The 13,448-nt window shown below is 45.1% G+C and carries 15 protein-coding genes; 3 read left to right on the top strand and 12 right to left on the bottom strand.

The window, feature by feature from the left end; all coding sequences use genetic code 11:
- Positions 1-87 precede the first annotated feature (87 nt).
- Together mtxX and DK846_RS02865 are read right to left on the bottom strand one after the other, a co-directional pair.
- Complete coding sequence (mtxX, locus tag DK846_RS02870; RefSeq protein ID WP_109967393.1) at positions 88-852, bottom strand: methanogenesis marker protein Mmp4/MtxX; 765 nt, start codon at positions 850-852, stop codon at positions 88-90.
- On the bottom strand, positions 834-1,850 hold the full coding sequence (locus tag DK846_RS02865) for a methanogenesis marker 2 protein (protein WP_109967392.1): 1,017 nt from the start codon (positions 1,848-1,850) through the stop codon (positions 834-836). The genes mtxX and DK846_RS02865 overlap by 19 nt, the downstream gene beginning before the upstream one ends.
- 151 nt (positions 1,851-2,001) lie before the next feature.
- Between DK846_RS02865 and DK846_RS02860 the strand changes: the two genes are divergently transcribed.
- A complete protein-coding gene (locus tag DK846_RS02860) occupies positions 2,002-3,486 on the top strand; it encodes a replication factor C large subunit (protein WP_245926435.1) in 1,485 nt (494 codons plus the stop codon).
- On the opposite strand, the gene DK846_RS02855 is transcribed toward DK846_RS02860, so the two are convergent.
- Positions 3,470-3,871, bottom strand: a complete 402-nt coding sequence (locus DK846_RS02855; RefSeq protein ID WP_109967391.1) for a UPF0146 family protein — start codon at positions 3,869-3,871, stop codon at positions 3,470-3,472. The two genes, DK846_RS02860 and DK846_RS02855, sit on opposite strands and share 17 nt — an antisense overlap.
- Positions 3,872-3,888: 17 nt before the next feature.
- Here DK846_RS02855 and DK846_RS02850 point away from each other — a divergent pair, with 17 nt between their 5' ends.
- Together DK846_RS02850 and DK846_RS02845 are read left to right on the top strand one after the other, a co-directional pair.
- Positions 3,889-4,434 (top strand): archaemetzincin family Zn-dependent metalloprotease, encoded by a 546-nt coding sequence (locus DK846_RS02850; RefSeq protein ID WP_109967390.1) that lies wholly within the window; start codon positions 3,889-3,891, stop codon positions 4,432-4,434.
- A gap of 119 nt (positions 4,435-4,553) precedes the next feature.
- Complete coding sequence (locus DK846_RS02845; protein ID WP_109967389.1) at positions 4,554-6,491, top strand: hypothetical protein; 1,938 nt, start codon at positions 4,554-4,556, stop codon at positions 6,489-6,491.
- A gap of 132 nt (positions 6,492-6,623) precedes the next feature.
- On the opposite strand, the gene rpl12p is transcribed toward DK846_RS02845, so the two are convergent.
- From rpl12p to DK846_RS02800, 9 genes are all read right to left on the bottom strand, one after another.
- Complete coding sequence (gene rpl12p, locus DK846_RS02840) at positions 6,624-6,935, bottom strand: 50S ribosomal protein P1 (protein WP_109967388.1); 312 nt, start codon at positions 6,933-6,935, stop codon at positions 6,624-6,626.
- Between the two features lie 45 nt (positions 6,936-6,980).
- Positions 6,981-7,829, bottom strand: a complete 849-nt coding sequence (locus tag DK846_RS02835) for a 50S ribosomal protein L10 (RefSeq protein ID WP_109967387.1) — start codon at positions 7,827-7,829, stop codon at positions 6,981-6,983.
- Positions 7,830-7,831: 2 nt separating this feature from the next.
- A complete protein-coding gene (locus DK846_RS02830) occupies positions 7,832-8,476 on the bottom strand; it encodes a 50S ribosomal protein L1 (protein ID WP_109967386.1) in 645 nt (214 codons plus the stop codon).
- Between the two features lie 63 nt (positions 8,477-8,539).
- Positions 8,540-9,016 (bottom strand): 50S ribosomal protein L11, encoded by a 477-nt coding sequence (locus DK846_RS02825; protein ID WP_109967385.1) that lies wholly within the window; start codon positions 9,014-9,016, stop codon positions 8,540-8,542.
- Positions 9,017-9,116: 100 nt separating this feature from the next.
- A complete protein-coding gene (locus DK846_RS02820) occupies positions 9,117-9,596 on the bottom strand; it encodes a transcription elongation factor Spt5 (protein WP_109967384.1) in 480 nt (159 codons plus the stop codon).
- Between the two features lie 2 nt (positions 9,597-9,598).
- The gene (locus tag DK846_RS02815; RefSeq protein WP_109967383.1) at positions 9,599-9,790 is read right to left on the bottom strand and encodes a protein translocase SEC61 complex subunit gamma; all 192 of its coding nucleotides are present in this window, start codon (positions 9,788-9,790) and stop codon (positions 9,599-9,601) included.
- Between the two features lie 6 nt (positions 9,791-9,796).
- Positions 9,797-10,885: a cell division protein FtsZ gene (gene ftsZ, locus DK846_RS02810; protein WP_109967790.1), complete on the bottom strand. Its 1,089-nt coding sequence runs from the start codon at positions 10,883-10,885 to the stop codon at positions 9,797-9,799.
- The gene (locus tag DK846_RS02805; protein WP_181391583.1) at positions 10,885-12,186 is read right to left on the bottom strand and encodes a D-aminoacyl-tRNA deacylase; all 1,302 of its coding nucleotides are present in this window, start codon (positions 12,184-12,186) and stop codon (positions 10,885-10,887) included. The genes ftsZ and DK846_RS02805 overlap by 1 nt, the downstream gene beginning before the upstream one ends.
- 423 nt (positions 12,187-12,609) lie before the next feature.
- A complete protein-coding gene (locus DK846_RS02800) occupies positions 12,610-13,431 on the bottom strand; it encodes a nitroreductase family protein (protein WP_181391582.1) in 822 nt (273 codons plus the stop codon).
- Positions 13,432-13,448: the final 17 nt, after the last annotated feature.

The raw sequence follows: 13,448 nt of genomic DNA, 5'->3' as shown, positions 1-13,448 counted from the left end.
TTTTAATTTTCCTCACCATCTTACCTGATGATTGCGAATCAGACGAATAAAATTAAATTTCTATAAATATCCTTAATCATTAGGTTTTCAGGAGAATTGCATATAATACATAGATGCCGCCAGATTCAGGGCATTCGAGTAATCTGGGTTGACGCGCGAAGTATCTACGAAGATACCACCGATATTTACAACAGGTGCCCCATGTGAAACACCGTTCCCGACAAAGAGCAACGTTCTGAAGATTAAATTTCCCGTTATCCCATCAGGAGCTATTATGAGTCCACATTCTGCGATCGCATCTTCGATAAGGATCTCATAATGCCGAGCCCCGGTTAATCGTGAAACAAGTTCCGCGTCTGCCATACTCCGATCAACAGCAGGATGTCTTCCAGCATCACCAAACCGGCCACCAGATAGAACACCTACCTTTTCTGAGAGGCCAGCTCCAATAGCTATCTTATTCCCTTTGTTGATGAGTGAGATCTTCTGGCTGATTGTCCATCCTTCATCTATACCAACCGGGGCAAGGAAAAATCGTTTTGATTGTGCAGATTCAAGGAGCACAATCCTTTCAAGTTCCCGGACACCATATGCAAGTTTAAGAGCTGACAACGTTTGAGTGGCAGGAAGGGTACCTCTGACTGCAGCAGAAATCTGATCAGTTACAAGATCAGATACCATTTTTTCTCCAGGCTGGTCGGATGTTCTTACCAGGCAAGGAAAAGAAAATTGCACCGCAATATCAGGATCAGTATAACATACAATCCTGTCTGAAAAATTACAATTTATAATACTTCGAATAACCCGTTCCGGATCAGCAGAAACACCGATACCTATGAGATCCTGGGGCATCGCTCCTCAGCACCCAGATTAGTAATACCAATATCACTGCTAAAATCAAACACGCTGGTATCCTCATCATTATATACAATTCGGAGATCTTTTGAATCATTCACTTTACCAATAACCTGTGCGGTCATCCCGACAGCAGAAAAGAGACCACAAACCTCCTCACGATGCTTTTCCCTCAATGTTAGCACAAAGCCCATCCCAGGATACATTCGAACCCACTGTTCAAATGGGATATTGTGACAGTCATCAGGACGAGGAATTGCAGAAAGATCTACTCTTCCTCCCATTCCTGATACTTCAAGAAGCATTCCAAGTGTTCCGATGATACCAGGGTTTGAGATATCCTTTCCTGCAGTCACGAGTTGTCTTGTTCCAAGTTCCTCAAGTACATGGATCTGTGCTCTTACCTCTTCAGCTGTTCTGAGTGTGGCACTATCCCAGTTCAAAGCACAAGAGGGGTGAACTCTTCCTTCCAGATCGATTGCTACAACAATCAGGTCTCCTGCCTGTGCAGTACTGCTATAGATGATACCATTTATCGGTGCCACTCCAAGAATAGCAATATCGATTACACTATATGGTGTTTCAGGATGAAGATGACCTCCAACTATCGGAACACCAAACTGGGCTGATGCATCACGCATTCCGGCAATTACTGCATCACGAATTGATCCTGATGATATTGAAAAGACATCTACCATTGCCAGGGGACGACCACCCATTGCAGCGATATCATGAATATTTACTAGAACGGCACAATAGCCAGCCCAATATGGATCCGCGTCCATAAGCTTACTCCAGATACCGTCTGCAGCCAGGAGAAGGGCATCCCCATTATTTTGAATTACTGCGGCATCTTCTCCAAATGAAGCAATTACTCCAGGACAGTCAAGTTTCAGATCGTTTACTATCGCCCCGATCTCACTCTTCCGTCTGACGCCTTCATACTCCCTAACCGCTTTAGCAATCAGTTCGGTGGAACAGGTGTGCTCTCCCATGGCATCTAAGCTCTCTTTCCCGTTTCTGTCTCATCTGACATAAACTGTCTGATACTAGCATGTTTCTTCAAGAAATGGTTGATAATGCAATTATGAAACCAGACAATTATTCAAGATATCAAACACAGTGAGGAGCGGTTTATCTGGTGCCATGCTGAATGGATCAGGAATGGACTGGGCAGAGAAATATCGTCCTAGGCATCTAACTGACCTGGTAGGAAATAAGGAATCGATACGACAGATGCTCACCTGGGCGCAGAACTGGACCACAGACTCTGAACCTCTGCTCCTGTATGGGAAACCAGGAATAGGAAAAACATCAGCTGCAAATGCACTTGCCACTGACATGAACTGGGATGTCGTAGAGCTGAACGCGAGTGATCAGCGGACAAAATCGGTTATTGAACGTGTTGCAGGAACAAGTGCAAGTACTGGATCCCTGCTGGGTTCAGGTCGAAAACTAATCCTTCTTGACGAGGCTGATAACCTGCAGGGAAACGCAGACCGGGGAGGGGCACGAGCTATTGTTGATGTCATCAAAAAAGCCAGTCAGCCGATTGTTCTTATCGCCAACGACCTCTATGGCCTTGATGCCGCTATCAGAACTTTATGCATGAAAGTCCAATTCAGGGCTGCTCAGGCAAGGACTATTACACCCAGGCTGAAAGAGATCTGTATAGAAGAAGGTATTACCTGCGATATTTCAGCATTGGATGATATTTCAGGCAGATCAGGAGGTGACATCAGGTCTGCAGTCACCATGCTCTATGCAGCAACCATAGGCCGATCAGAGCTCCTGTCTGATGACCTATCGACATCACGCAAAGACAACAGATCCACAATATTTGATCTGGTCGCTGCTACTCTTCATAAAAACCCCACTCGCCCTCTGACTGATATTGCATTTGAAGTAGACGAAACACCAGACACAGAACTACAATGGATTGAAGGGAATATCGGACTCATGAAGGATCAGGGCGCAATATGCAAAGCGTACCAGGCAGTATCGAGGGCAGATGAGTACTTGGGTAGAACCTATAAAACCCAGTATTATACTCTCTGGCGGTATGCTACGGCTACAATGCTTCTTGGGGTGAATGATGCAGCTTTTGGAACCGGCGGTTTCATGAAGATCATGCCACCAGACCGCTGGAGAAGAATGTCCACGGCAAAAAGACAGAAGTCAGCGCGTGAACAACTTCTTTCCCGGCTTGGGAGGACTATGCATATGGCTGCAGGTACAGTACGAAGCGGGTACTTGATGCCAATCTCTCTTCTCGCGGAGCACAATGCAGAAGAATATGCCGAAGAGTTCTCACTTGATACAGATCAACTTGATCTTCTGATTCAGGATTCTGATATCGCTAAATCAATTATTAAGAAGATAGAAGATCGCAAGAAAGAGATAGAAAAGGAGCTCAAAAAGCGGGAAAAAGAAGAGGCTAAAGCAGCACAAAAATCCAGAAAAGTTGCAGAAAAGCAAAGATCCCTTCCCGCTCCTTCTAAAGAAGTAAAAACCGATTCACCAACCGCAGATCACCAGGAAAAACAAGAGACAGAAATAAATCCAGATGAAAAAAGTAGCAAAGCAGAGAAGAATCGGTCACAGTCAACTCTATTCAATTTTGGCGGGTGACATACTGGCAGAGTGAAACTCCGCAGTTGATAATCTGGTGAGGGTGTGAATACCCTTCAAACCCAAGATGATACACCAGAAGATCAGCACCACATCGCTGTGCATATAAAATAAGTGATGACATCATCTCTTCAATTGGCCTGATAGCAAGTATACATTCGACAAAAAAGATTTTGTTATCAGGTGAACCTACATCAAAAATTACGTAGGGAACTAAAAGTAATCCCTGGGGAATTGAAAGATCACTACAGGTTACTGATATCCCTGAACGCTGGATTAATTCAGCAGCATGGGTATTGTGTCCTGTCCCAATCTCCAGCACAGAGTGGTATCTTCCAGCAATATACCGGGCAATAAGCGTCTCAATATGTTTATACCCACTCATTACTCAGAGTATTGGGAATGGATATCCAAATATTCTGGGATCGGGGAGCACCACAGGGTCTTGAGATCCCGGTATCACGCACTATATCTCAGGTTCTGGATATTCCAGTGCAGGTATTTACCAATCCTCTATTATATAATGGATTTTCTATCAACAGACATCAGTTTGATGCAACCGCTATCCTTTCCTGTATTGATACCTATAAGCGAAGGAATAATATTGAATCGCCATTGCTGCTCGTAATCAGCGATGACATCTTCAAGCCGGCATCACTGTATATCTTCGGACTAGCACGTCCCAGAACTGGATCAGCAGTAGTATCTGCAGCTCGGTTAAGAAATGAATTCTGGGACCTTCCATCAGATGAGAAAGCCTTAGGTAACCGGATTATTACTGAAGGGGCCCATGAAATAGGACACCTTCTCGGTCTGGAGCACTGCCAGGATGAGCGATGTGTAATGGCAAACCCCGAATGTCTTGACGACCTCGATCACAAAAAAACCTGGCTCTGTGATGACTGTAAAATGAGATTGAAAACCCTACATCCTGTCTGTATCAGATAATATCTATCAAATATTTATTAATCAGAGAACAGATGATATCATTTTAGGAGTTATCTAGCCAGATCAAAGGCTATATGAAAGCCTACGGCTAACAATTCTTTTAATACGGTGGGAAACACGTGAAAAATAATCCCCTGTCTTCTATTACACGCACGCAGGTTATCTGGTCAGCAATCCTGATCATTCTATGTGCAATTTACCTCATTTGGACTCTTGGATTGCTAAATGGAGCACGACTAGATGTTCCGTACACATATGATGGTGATGGTCTTGAGTACAATCTTCTCGTAAAAACCACAATCGAGAATGGCTGGTGGCTTGAAAATCCAATGACCGGGGCACCAGGCACCTTAGAGATGTATGATTATGCAATTGGGAGCAACCTCGATCTCCTGATCATGAAGATCATCAGTCTCTTTTCAGGCAATTATGCCGTGGTAATGAATGTATATTACATTTTAGGTTTTTTCCTGACTGCATTGTGTTCACTGTATGTTTTCAGACAACTCAAAATTGCATATCCTATCGCGGTTTTTGGGGGTCTGATTTTTTCATTCCTTTATTATCACTTCTTTAGAATCATTCACTACAACCTGGTTTCTTATTACATGGTGCCTCTGATGGTGCTGGTAATTCTCTGGATATGTCAGAATGAATCCCTGTTCTACCGTAAGGGGAATTCCAGGTTATTGTCAGGATTTACTCTTACCCATAAGGGTCTTATCGCAGCAGTAATTCTTCTCATCACTTCAACCCATTCATATTATGGATACTTTGGCTTGCTACTTCTCGCCGTTGCTGTCCTCTGGGCATACTCAAGAACTTTTCAGAGATCTGACTTTTTCAATGGGGCAATAGCGGGCATCATTCTTATTGCTGGTATCCTTCTCAATAAACTTCCATCCCTCATATACGGACTTTTCAACGGACCATCTTTCGTGATGTCATACCGTTATGCATTTGAATCTGAAACATGGGGATTGAAACTGATTCAATTATTGCTTCCGGCCCAGGGGAACCGGATACCCTTCCTTGCCGATATCGCACAGAAATATACGCTATACAGACCTCTTGTAAATGAAAATGTCAGTGCCTCACTTGGAATAATAGGTAGTATCGGTCTTATTATTCTGCTTGGCTGGATCTTTATCAGAGGATTCCCTTACATCCAGGCACGTCTTGATAAGAGATCTCCTCTTATGGATCATCTTTCTCTGCTTACCTTCGCATCGATACTCATCGGAACTATCGGTGGAATATCTGCAATTATAGCCCAGGTCTTCCCTGATATACACTCATATAACCGCATCAGCCTCTATATAGCCTTCTTTGCAATTCTGACAGTATTATTATTCCTCCAACTTCTGTTTGAACAATACAGGACAAAACCACTTTTCTGTCCGATTTTTCTTATCCTGCTTCTTGTTCTTCTGACATTTGGAATATTTGATCAGGTACCTGCAGGATACGCCCTTACTCCCGGATCTGACCGCGAGAAGGAGTTTCAGATGCAGGCAGACTACTTTGCCCAGATAGAAGCAGAAATGCCAGCAGGGTCATCAATTTTTATTCTCCCTGATATCGGTGGATTTCCAAACTCCAATCCTCCGGGAAAGATCAAAGGACTAGACAGTCTCAAACCCTATCTCCACACACATACCCTGAAATGGAGTTATCCAACGATGAAAGGGAGATTCTGGGACAACTGGCAAACTGCGGTTTGTGCTTCAAACCCAGAAGATATGATGGGTCATCTTTATGCCACCGGCTTTACTGGCCTTCTTGTTGATGGATACGGATATGCAGACGGAGGAGCAAAAACTGAAAATTCCATAACTACTCTCACCGGAACAAAGCCATTGATAAGTAGTGACGGTCGTTATGCATTCTATGATCTGCGAAATTGCATGAACCAGAAAAAAGCAGGTATGAGCGATGCACAGTTTGAATCTGCGAAAGAAGAATACATTAAAACTATGATGGCAAGACCTGAACTTCAAAGCCCGTTGTTTGGATCAGAACTCAGAGAAAAACTTACAAAACCGGCAAGTGCATAATAACTAACCTTTTTTTAAACATAATTATCGACATGCGATTAACTGCTTAAACAGAATCTTCAAAGCAGAAACTACTTACTAGAAATAAAACTTGAAAACAGAATTGATACGTATCAGGAAAAGGAGAGGGGATTACCCGAACAGGGCACCAAGCCCTGCCATACCGCTCTCTTCCTCTGCCTTCTTATCTTCTTTTGGTTCTTCTGCTGCTGCAGCGGGGGCTGCGCCTGCTGCAGGAGCTGCTGCTGCTGCAACTGCAACCGGTGCAACTGCTGCCTTGCTGATAGCATCCTCGATGTCGACGCCATCAAGGGCTGCAACCAGTGCCTTTACACGGGATTCGTTAACTGCGATACCAGCGGCAGAGAGAACTGCCTGAACTGCGGATTCGTTGACTTCCTTACCTGCCTTGTGCAGGAGGAGTGCAGCGTAGATATACTCCATTTATGTTCACCTATAATTATTTGCGTATGACGTTTTTACTCAGTTTCATTCAACCACAGATTGTAGTGCCATTGCCTGTGACTGTGCCTTTCCGATGATTGCATCCATAACATCACTGCTGACGACAGCAGCTTCAACTACAACATTGCGTGCCTCACGTACTGCCTTGGTAAGCAGGTCAGATGCAGTATCCTTTGTCGGGATCGCAGCATTGAGTGAAAGATTGAATGCCTGTTTCGCAGCGGTAATGATGTTGTTGTAGAACGCAACCTCGTCGATCGCGAGGACATCAGACTCGTAGACTGTACCTTCAAAGAAGGCTGCCTGCAGAAGCAGACCGACATCCATCGGTTTGACATCCAGCTTGGCAAGAGCGTCTGCAAGTTTCTTTGATATCTCCTGGCCTTCCTTGACGACCGTCTTGGTCTCTCGGATAGTAACCTTGCCTGCCTCTATGGCTGCAGGGATACCTGCCTGCTGGAGTTCTCCTACGATCGGACCTGGCTTGAAACTGGTTGGTCCTTTCTCGACAACGATATCGGTTGGTGCAAGCTCACCGGGACGTGCTGCCATCTTCGTCTTGGTCTTTTCAAGCATACTGTAAAGCTTGAAAGGATTCTCATTTGTGAAGATGAGTGCAGAGTGTCCGTCAAGTTTGCCACCGAGATCCTTGATCTCCCCGCCGATTTCTCCAAGGGCGTGTTCGATCAGGGTGTTTCTCGTCATCCGAAGTTCTGCCTTGCCCTTCAGATTGCGTCTGATATCCTGCACCTGACGTGCTGGAATACCATACATATCGACGAGGCCCATAAGCTTGTACTCTTCCGAGAGTCTTTTGATCTCGGAGATCTCGTCTTTCTTCCATTTGGGAAGGTGGGCAGTATACAGTGGCATTCTTACATCACCTTAACTGCCGGACCCATTGTAGTCTTGACATAGACCGAGCGTACCTGGAATTCACCTGATTCAAGTTTATCCAGAACACGTTTGAGTACCGCATCGATATTTTCGCTAATCTGTTCGTCAGACATTGCCGTTGTTCCGACCTTCAGTGAGAAAGCCATCTTGTCTTTTGTACGAACCCGTACAGAGTTGCGTAGACGCTCGACAATCGGGCGGATATCTACTCCGTCCGGAACTGGCTGTGGCATTTTACCCCTTGGACCGAGCCGTGGACCGAGCCAGCGACCGACAAGGGCCATTACCTTTGTCTCTGCAAGGAAGAACCGATAGTCAGATGCAACCTTTCTTGCCTCACGGGGCTCTCCACCGAGTCTTTCGATCTCGTCAGGGCCCATGATCAGCTCTGCACCTGCATCTCTTGCCTGGGTAACGATATCACCGCTACCAAGGACAGAGATCTTGGCTCTGCTGCCATTTCCATGAGGAAGGAGAATTGTCTCGTCAATACGGTTTTTCGGTTGAGACATATCGATATTCTTCAGGTTGATAGTAATATCGACACTCTCAGTGAACTTCCGTTCAGGAGCCGACTCCTTAGCCTTCTGTATCGCGTCAATTATGACGCTCTTCTCTACCATTACGTTCCTCCATAGTTCTGCGACCGTGAATTTTAGCACGATCTTCTATGGCTAATAGCGAACCTATCCCTTGAGAACCGCGTCATGAACGCCCGTGTTGATCTCAGCTATGACATCTTTGGGCTTTTTGCCTGAAACTGTGACACCAAGACTAACACAGGTCCCAACAACTTCCTTTACGGCGTTCTTGAGATCATATGAAAGCATGGATTCGAGTTTCATGTTGGCAATCGTGACAGCGGCCTCCAGTGGAATATTCCCCACAATTTTGGTATTGGGTTCTCCTGAACCCTTCTCAATGCCTGCCTCTTTCATAATGAGGGCGGTTGTTGGCGGGATACCGACTGAGATGGTGAAGTTCTTCTTCGCATCCACCTCTACACGGACAGGAACCTGCATCCCATTGAAGGTTGCAGTTTTCTTGTTGATCTCGTCAACAACAGCTTTGACATTGATACCGAGGGGACCTAGTGCCGGTCCGAGTGGCGGACCTGCAGTAGCTTTTCCACCGGGTACTAGTACCTCGACCACATCTGCCATTGTTATCACCCTGATGGGGCATGGTATGCCCTTTTGGGTTCATAAAGGTCGAAGGATAAGAATAAAAATACTTTGCGAGTTTCAGAAAAAATGGATGACGTTAATCATCCTCGCCACGGTCAATTATTCTGACGTGATCGCCTCTGACCGTGATTGGAATTGGAAGAACACTCTCGTACAGCTCAACAGTAATTTCCTCTTTTGAAGCGTCAACACGTTTAACAACCGCTTTTTCGCCCTTGAACGGGCCTGCGATAAGTTCAACGATAGTGCCTTCATCAATTCCGCTGACTGCCGGTTTTGGTGTGAGATAATGTCCAACCTCTTCCAGAGAAGTTGCTCCTGGCAGGACGGTACGCGCACTTGGAACCTGTTCCATCAGTTCCTGAACACGCGCAAGAGGTTCAGTAGTTTCGACAAGGACATATCCTTTCAATTCATCTGGTGCGATGACTGACATAACTTTAATCGTATTGTGGACATCCCGGACTGCCTTGTCGATGTTGTCTGCTACGCTACGCTCAGCCCGGTTTGTCGTTTTGACAGCGTAGATTCGGGTGAGGCGGGGTTCAGTCTCCATGATCACTTCGGAAGGTATACAAAGAGCAGGTATACAATGAAACCGATCATTCCGACAATCAGCACACCGGCTGCTGCCACGAGGGCAATTTTTGTATATTCATCACGCTTTGGGAAGCGTGCCAGTTTAAGAACCCGCCAATATTTGCGAAAGAGTTCTTCATTCAGGTTTAGATTGATCTTAGGGGTTTCCATATGATATCACTTCAGAAAGTCTATCTCAAAGTGTCTCTGAAATTTCGGGTTACTTTTCTCATTTCTTCCATATATTTGTGGCGACCGAACACCTGTTAAAATCAGGAGGGTACGGATTGAACCCTGCATAGTCGGATCGATCTGAGCTCCCCAGATGATACGTGCATCTGGGTCAATCAGGTTATACACCTCTTCAACAACCCCTTCTGCCTCTGCCATTGTCATGTCTGGACCCCCGGTAACATTTACAAGAGCAGACGTCGCGCCAGATATATCTATGTCCAGGAGAGGGGATCTGATGGCCTTGCGCACAGAATCTGCTGCCTTATCTGTGGCATCACTCTCACCCATTCCAATCATGGCAACCCCTCCCTTTTCCATGACTGCCCTGATATCAGCAAAGTCAAGGTTTACAAGTCCCGGGACAGTGATTAACTCGGTTATACCTTTCACTGCACGCATCAGGACTTCGTCTGCAACCTTAAATGCTGCTGATAGTGGTAATTTCGGCACCACCTCTATGAGCCGATCATTTGGCACCACAATCACAGTGTCCGCTACTTCACGGAGACGTTCAAGGCCGGATTCCGCATTCTCTGATCTAATAGCTCCTTCAGCTGTGAATGGAAGGGTTACAACCGCAATGGTCAGGGCTCCTTCTTCATGTGCTGCCTTGGCAACAACAGGTGCACAACCGGTGCCGGTTCCCCCTCCAAGCCCTGCCGTGATGAAAACCATGTCTGCATTATCAACAGCTCGGTGGATCTCATGCTCACTCTCTAATGCTGCCTCCTCACCCACTTGAGGATAGGATCCTGCTCCAAGACCACGGGTTCGTTGTCTTCCAATGAGAATCCGGTGATCCGCACGGACAGTTGCAAGATGCATGGCATCAGTATTTACTGCATAGAGAGTGGTTCCAGTAATCCCTTCGTCGTGCATCCTGCTTATGGTATTGGATCCTCCCCCCCCACATCCGATGACAGCTATTTTTGTCATCATGGACTTGAGAACAGCATCCAGATCGCTGTTATTCTGCGGTGGCTGGCTCTCTGTTTTCGCCCTGTTTAATGCCTCTTCGACAATAGATCTCATCATGTGCCCCATCCCGGAATGCAGATCTTCTTTTCTGTCATCCTCTTCACCATCGAAGGAGTTATTTCCCTGCCCTCGTGCAACACCACCTCGCCGGCCATGAGTCTTCCAAACAATGGGCCGGGCGGAATGCCAAGAGATGCTGCCTTTCCTGGATCAAACTTTTCTTTGGTGATGATTAGACAGTCCCCATCAAATCTGCAGATACAGTTTCTATGTAAGATTGATACGCAGAGATGTATTAATTCATTCGTAATCCGGAGGGCATTTTCCTGATTGGTAATGAATGTGGGATAAAAAGCAATACCTTTCCCTGATAGATGGATTATTGGAAGCGATTTTATTCCAGCCGTAAATTCCTCGGGGTCTGTTTTTGTTGCTTCAAAAAGGAGATCCGAAGGTATTGTTATTGGAGTTAGATCAGATCCCTGGATCTTTCCATGTATTGTAATCCCAGAACCGGCTAGGCTCTCTTCAGTAAGCCTCTTTATGTGCCGGTAATCTGAAAGGGAAATGTATATCATATTCTGCAGATCTGACTGCCCCACAATCAATATATCCCGTTTTGAAGCATACTCTTCAATTCGTTCTATATCATCGCGTGTTACAGATTTTCGATCTATGTAGATTGCTTCTGCCCCAGACGATGAGACCATCTCATCAAACATGGCTTGGTTGAGATAAACAAGATCTCTGGTTGGCATGATATGCCCAAATCCACCCCTTGTAGTGAGAGTAATCTCGGTTTGGCGCTGAGCATAATGAGTTCCTCCAAACCCAACGAGAGAAATTACACCTTCAGGTTCAGCTTCGATAACAGCACGGGCTATAGCTGTTGCAGCATTTCGATCCTTCCATTCCCTCTCTGTGCTTCCCATCTCTACAAAACAGGAAGGTATCGAAAGAGATGTCGGACCATGATGAGTCGCCTCGTAGGTAACTTCATATCCCTCCGGTACTTCTTTCGCAAGACGATTCAATATCGCATGCATCATGTCTGTTGCCGCAGGAGTAAGAGTTCCAGGATTTCCTCCGAAAACAGCATTCCCGAAATTTCCAGTAACATGAACCGTAAGAACTGATCGCGGCTCCTTACTCGCATGACGAGAGAGAAAGATGATGAGATCTGCATCGGTTGTGAGCGAAGATGGTTCAATGTAAATCAGTCGTTCATCAAATTGTCTGTGTTGATATTGTTCTTGAAGTACAGGATTCTCATATAGGATGCGTCGGATCTCCTCGTGAATCAGACTGCCTGCCGGATCGACAAGAGAACTAACTAACAGAATCTTATCATTCATTTTCCCATTCTTCATGAGCGTACCAATCCCTTGATGTTAGAATGCAACAATTTTCTTCACCAAATATACGCAGGTTATACACATGAACAATGAGTAGAATGGCGTGATATATATCTTGATAGACCAGATTCTTTATACATGGCAAATTTCTTCCAGTAATTTGGGTAATAATCCCATTCTATCGTCTATCCACTTATTGATTACAGACGTCAATTCCAAGGATAAATATACTGGAGAAAGGTTTGTAGTAATTTCCTCAACAAGAGATGAATGAAATTTATTCACCATTTGAGGCAATGCTGCTTACCTGAAAACTGTTTTGATTGAATAAAAAACTAAAGGGTTATTAAAAAGGGAAGAATATTATTCCAGAATTAGCAGTTTTTTTTAATATTATATTCTGGTGGGATGATTGAAAATATGTTATTTCCAGGTAATCTTTGGAGAGTTGCGCTTTGGTGCTCTCTTGAAGGTGTACTTTGGGTACCCAATCATCATTGCATAGTGGGGTGCATGATTCTCCGGGATTCCTATGCTCTCCCTAATTGTAGGTGATGTTGCTAGGGCTCCCTGAACGATTCCAGCCCAACAGGTTCCTAATCCAAATGATGGGGCTATAAGATCCAGATGAGTCATTGCAATTATGGCGTCAACAAATCCTACTGGGTTTTCAGCAGGGCTATGGGCTATTACCACATGAGGGGCCCCATGGCAAATCTTGTCAATTCCCTGATCATAGGCACTGACAAATACCGGAAGAATAGGGGCAATCACTGATTCAGGCTGTGTTTTGATAACCATTCGAGCCCAATCTATAACTCTTGAAACCAGAGCAGCAACTTCATCAGGTTCAGATATCACTATCCAGTGAACTGATTGACCATTCATCCCGGTCGGAGCATACCTGATAATGTCAAAGATTTCTTCAAATATTTCCTTAGGAACTGACATTTTTTTATAGTCCCGAACAGACCTGCGAGTGGTTATGAGTAATCCCATCTCTCTAGTAGTTGGACACCTCTCGGTGGAAAAATCAGGTACTCGTCCTGCATTCTCGTAGTTTACCTGTATTGCCCCTTTAGGACAGATCGCTTCACACAGACCGCAGTTACTACAGAATTTTTCAGCCCCTGGCTTAACCATTGCCTTTTTTTCAGATCCAAGATCAAGAATACCATATGCGCATACACCGGCACATATCGCACACCCGTTACAGAAATTTGTATTAATTCTAATGTCAGTCACATTCATCATCTGTAAAA

Source organism: Methanospirillum lacunae (genome assembly GCF_003173355.1).
GTDB lineage: Archaea > Halobacteriota > Methanomicrobia > Methanomicrobiales > Methanospirillaceae > Methanospirillum > Methanospirillum lacunae.
This window is presented reverse-complemented; position numbering and strand designations above follow the sequence as displayed.

Excerpts from the sequence above, each read along its gene's own strand:
- DK846_RS02835 (WP_109967387.1), bottom strand. The coding sequence starts at position 7,829 with ATGCCACTGTATACTGCCCACCTTCCCAAATGGAAGAAAGACGAGATC.
- DK846_RS02830 (WP_109967386.1), bottom strand. The coding sequence starts at position 8,476 with ATGGTAGAGAAGAGCGTCATAATTGACGCGATACAGAAGGCTAAGGAG.
- ftsZ (WP_109967790.1), bottom strand. The coding sequence starts at position 10,885 with ATGAGATCTATTGTCGAAGAGGCATTAAACAGGGCGAAAACAGAGAGC.
- DK846_RS02855 (WP_109967391.1), bottom strand. The coding sequence starts at position 3,871 with ATGAGTGGGTATAAACATATTGAGACGCTTATTGCCCGGTATATTGCT.
- DK846_RS02805 (WP_181391583.1), bottom strand. The coding sequence starts at position 12,186 with ATGAATGATAAGATTCTGTTAGTTAGTTCTCTTGTCGATCCGGCAGGC.
- DK846_RS02825 (WP_109967385.1), bottom strand. The coding sequence starts at position 9,016 with ATGGCAGATGTGGTCGAGGTACTAGTACCCGGTGGAAAAGCTACTGCA.
- rpl12p (WP_109967388.1), bottom strand. The coding sequence starts at position 6,935 with ATGGAGTATATCTACGCTGCACTCCTCCTGCACAAGGCAGGTAAGGAA.
- DK846_RS02815 (WP_109967383.1), bottom strand. The coding sequence starts at position 9,790 with ATGGAAACCCCTAAGATCAATCTAAACCTGAATGAAGAACTCTTTCGC.
- DK846_RS02850 (WP_109967390.1), top strand. The coding sequence starts at position 3,889 with ATGGATATCCAAATATTCTGGGATCGGGGAGCACCACAGGGTCTTGAG.
- mtxX (WP_109967393.1), bottom strand. The coding sequence starts at position 852 with ATGCCCCAGGATCTCATAGGTATCGGTGTTTCTGCTGATCCGGAACGG.
- DK846_RS02820 (WP_109967384.1), bottom strand. The coding sequence starts at position 9,596 with ATGGAGACTGAACCCCGCCTCACCCGAATCTACGCTGTCAAAACGACA.
- DK846_RS02860 (WP_245926435.1), top strand. The coding sequence starts at position 2,002 with ATGCTGAATGGATCAGGAATGGACTGGGCAGAGAAATATCGTCCTAGG.
- DK846_RS02865 (WP_109967392.1), bottom strand. The coding sequence starts at position 1,850 with ATGGGAGAGCACACCTGTTCCACCGAACTGATTGCTAAAGCGGTTAGG.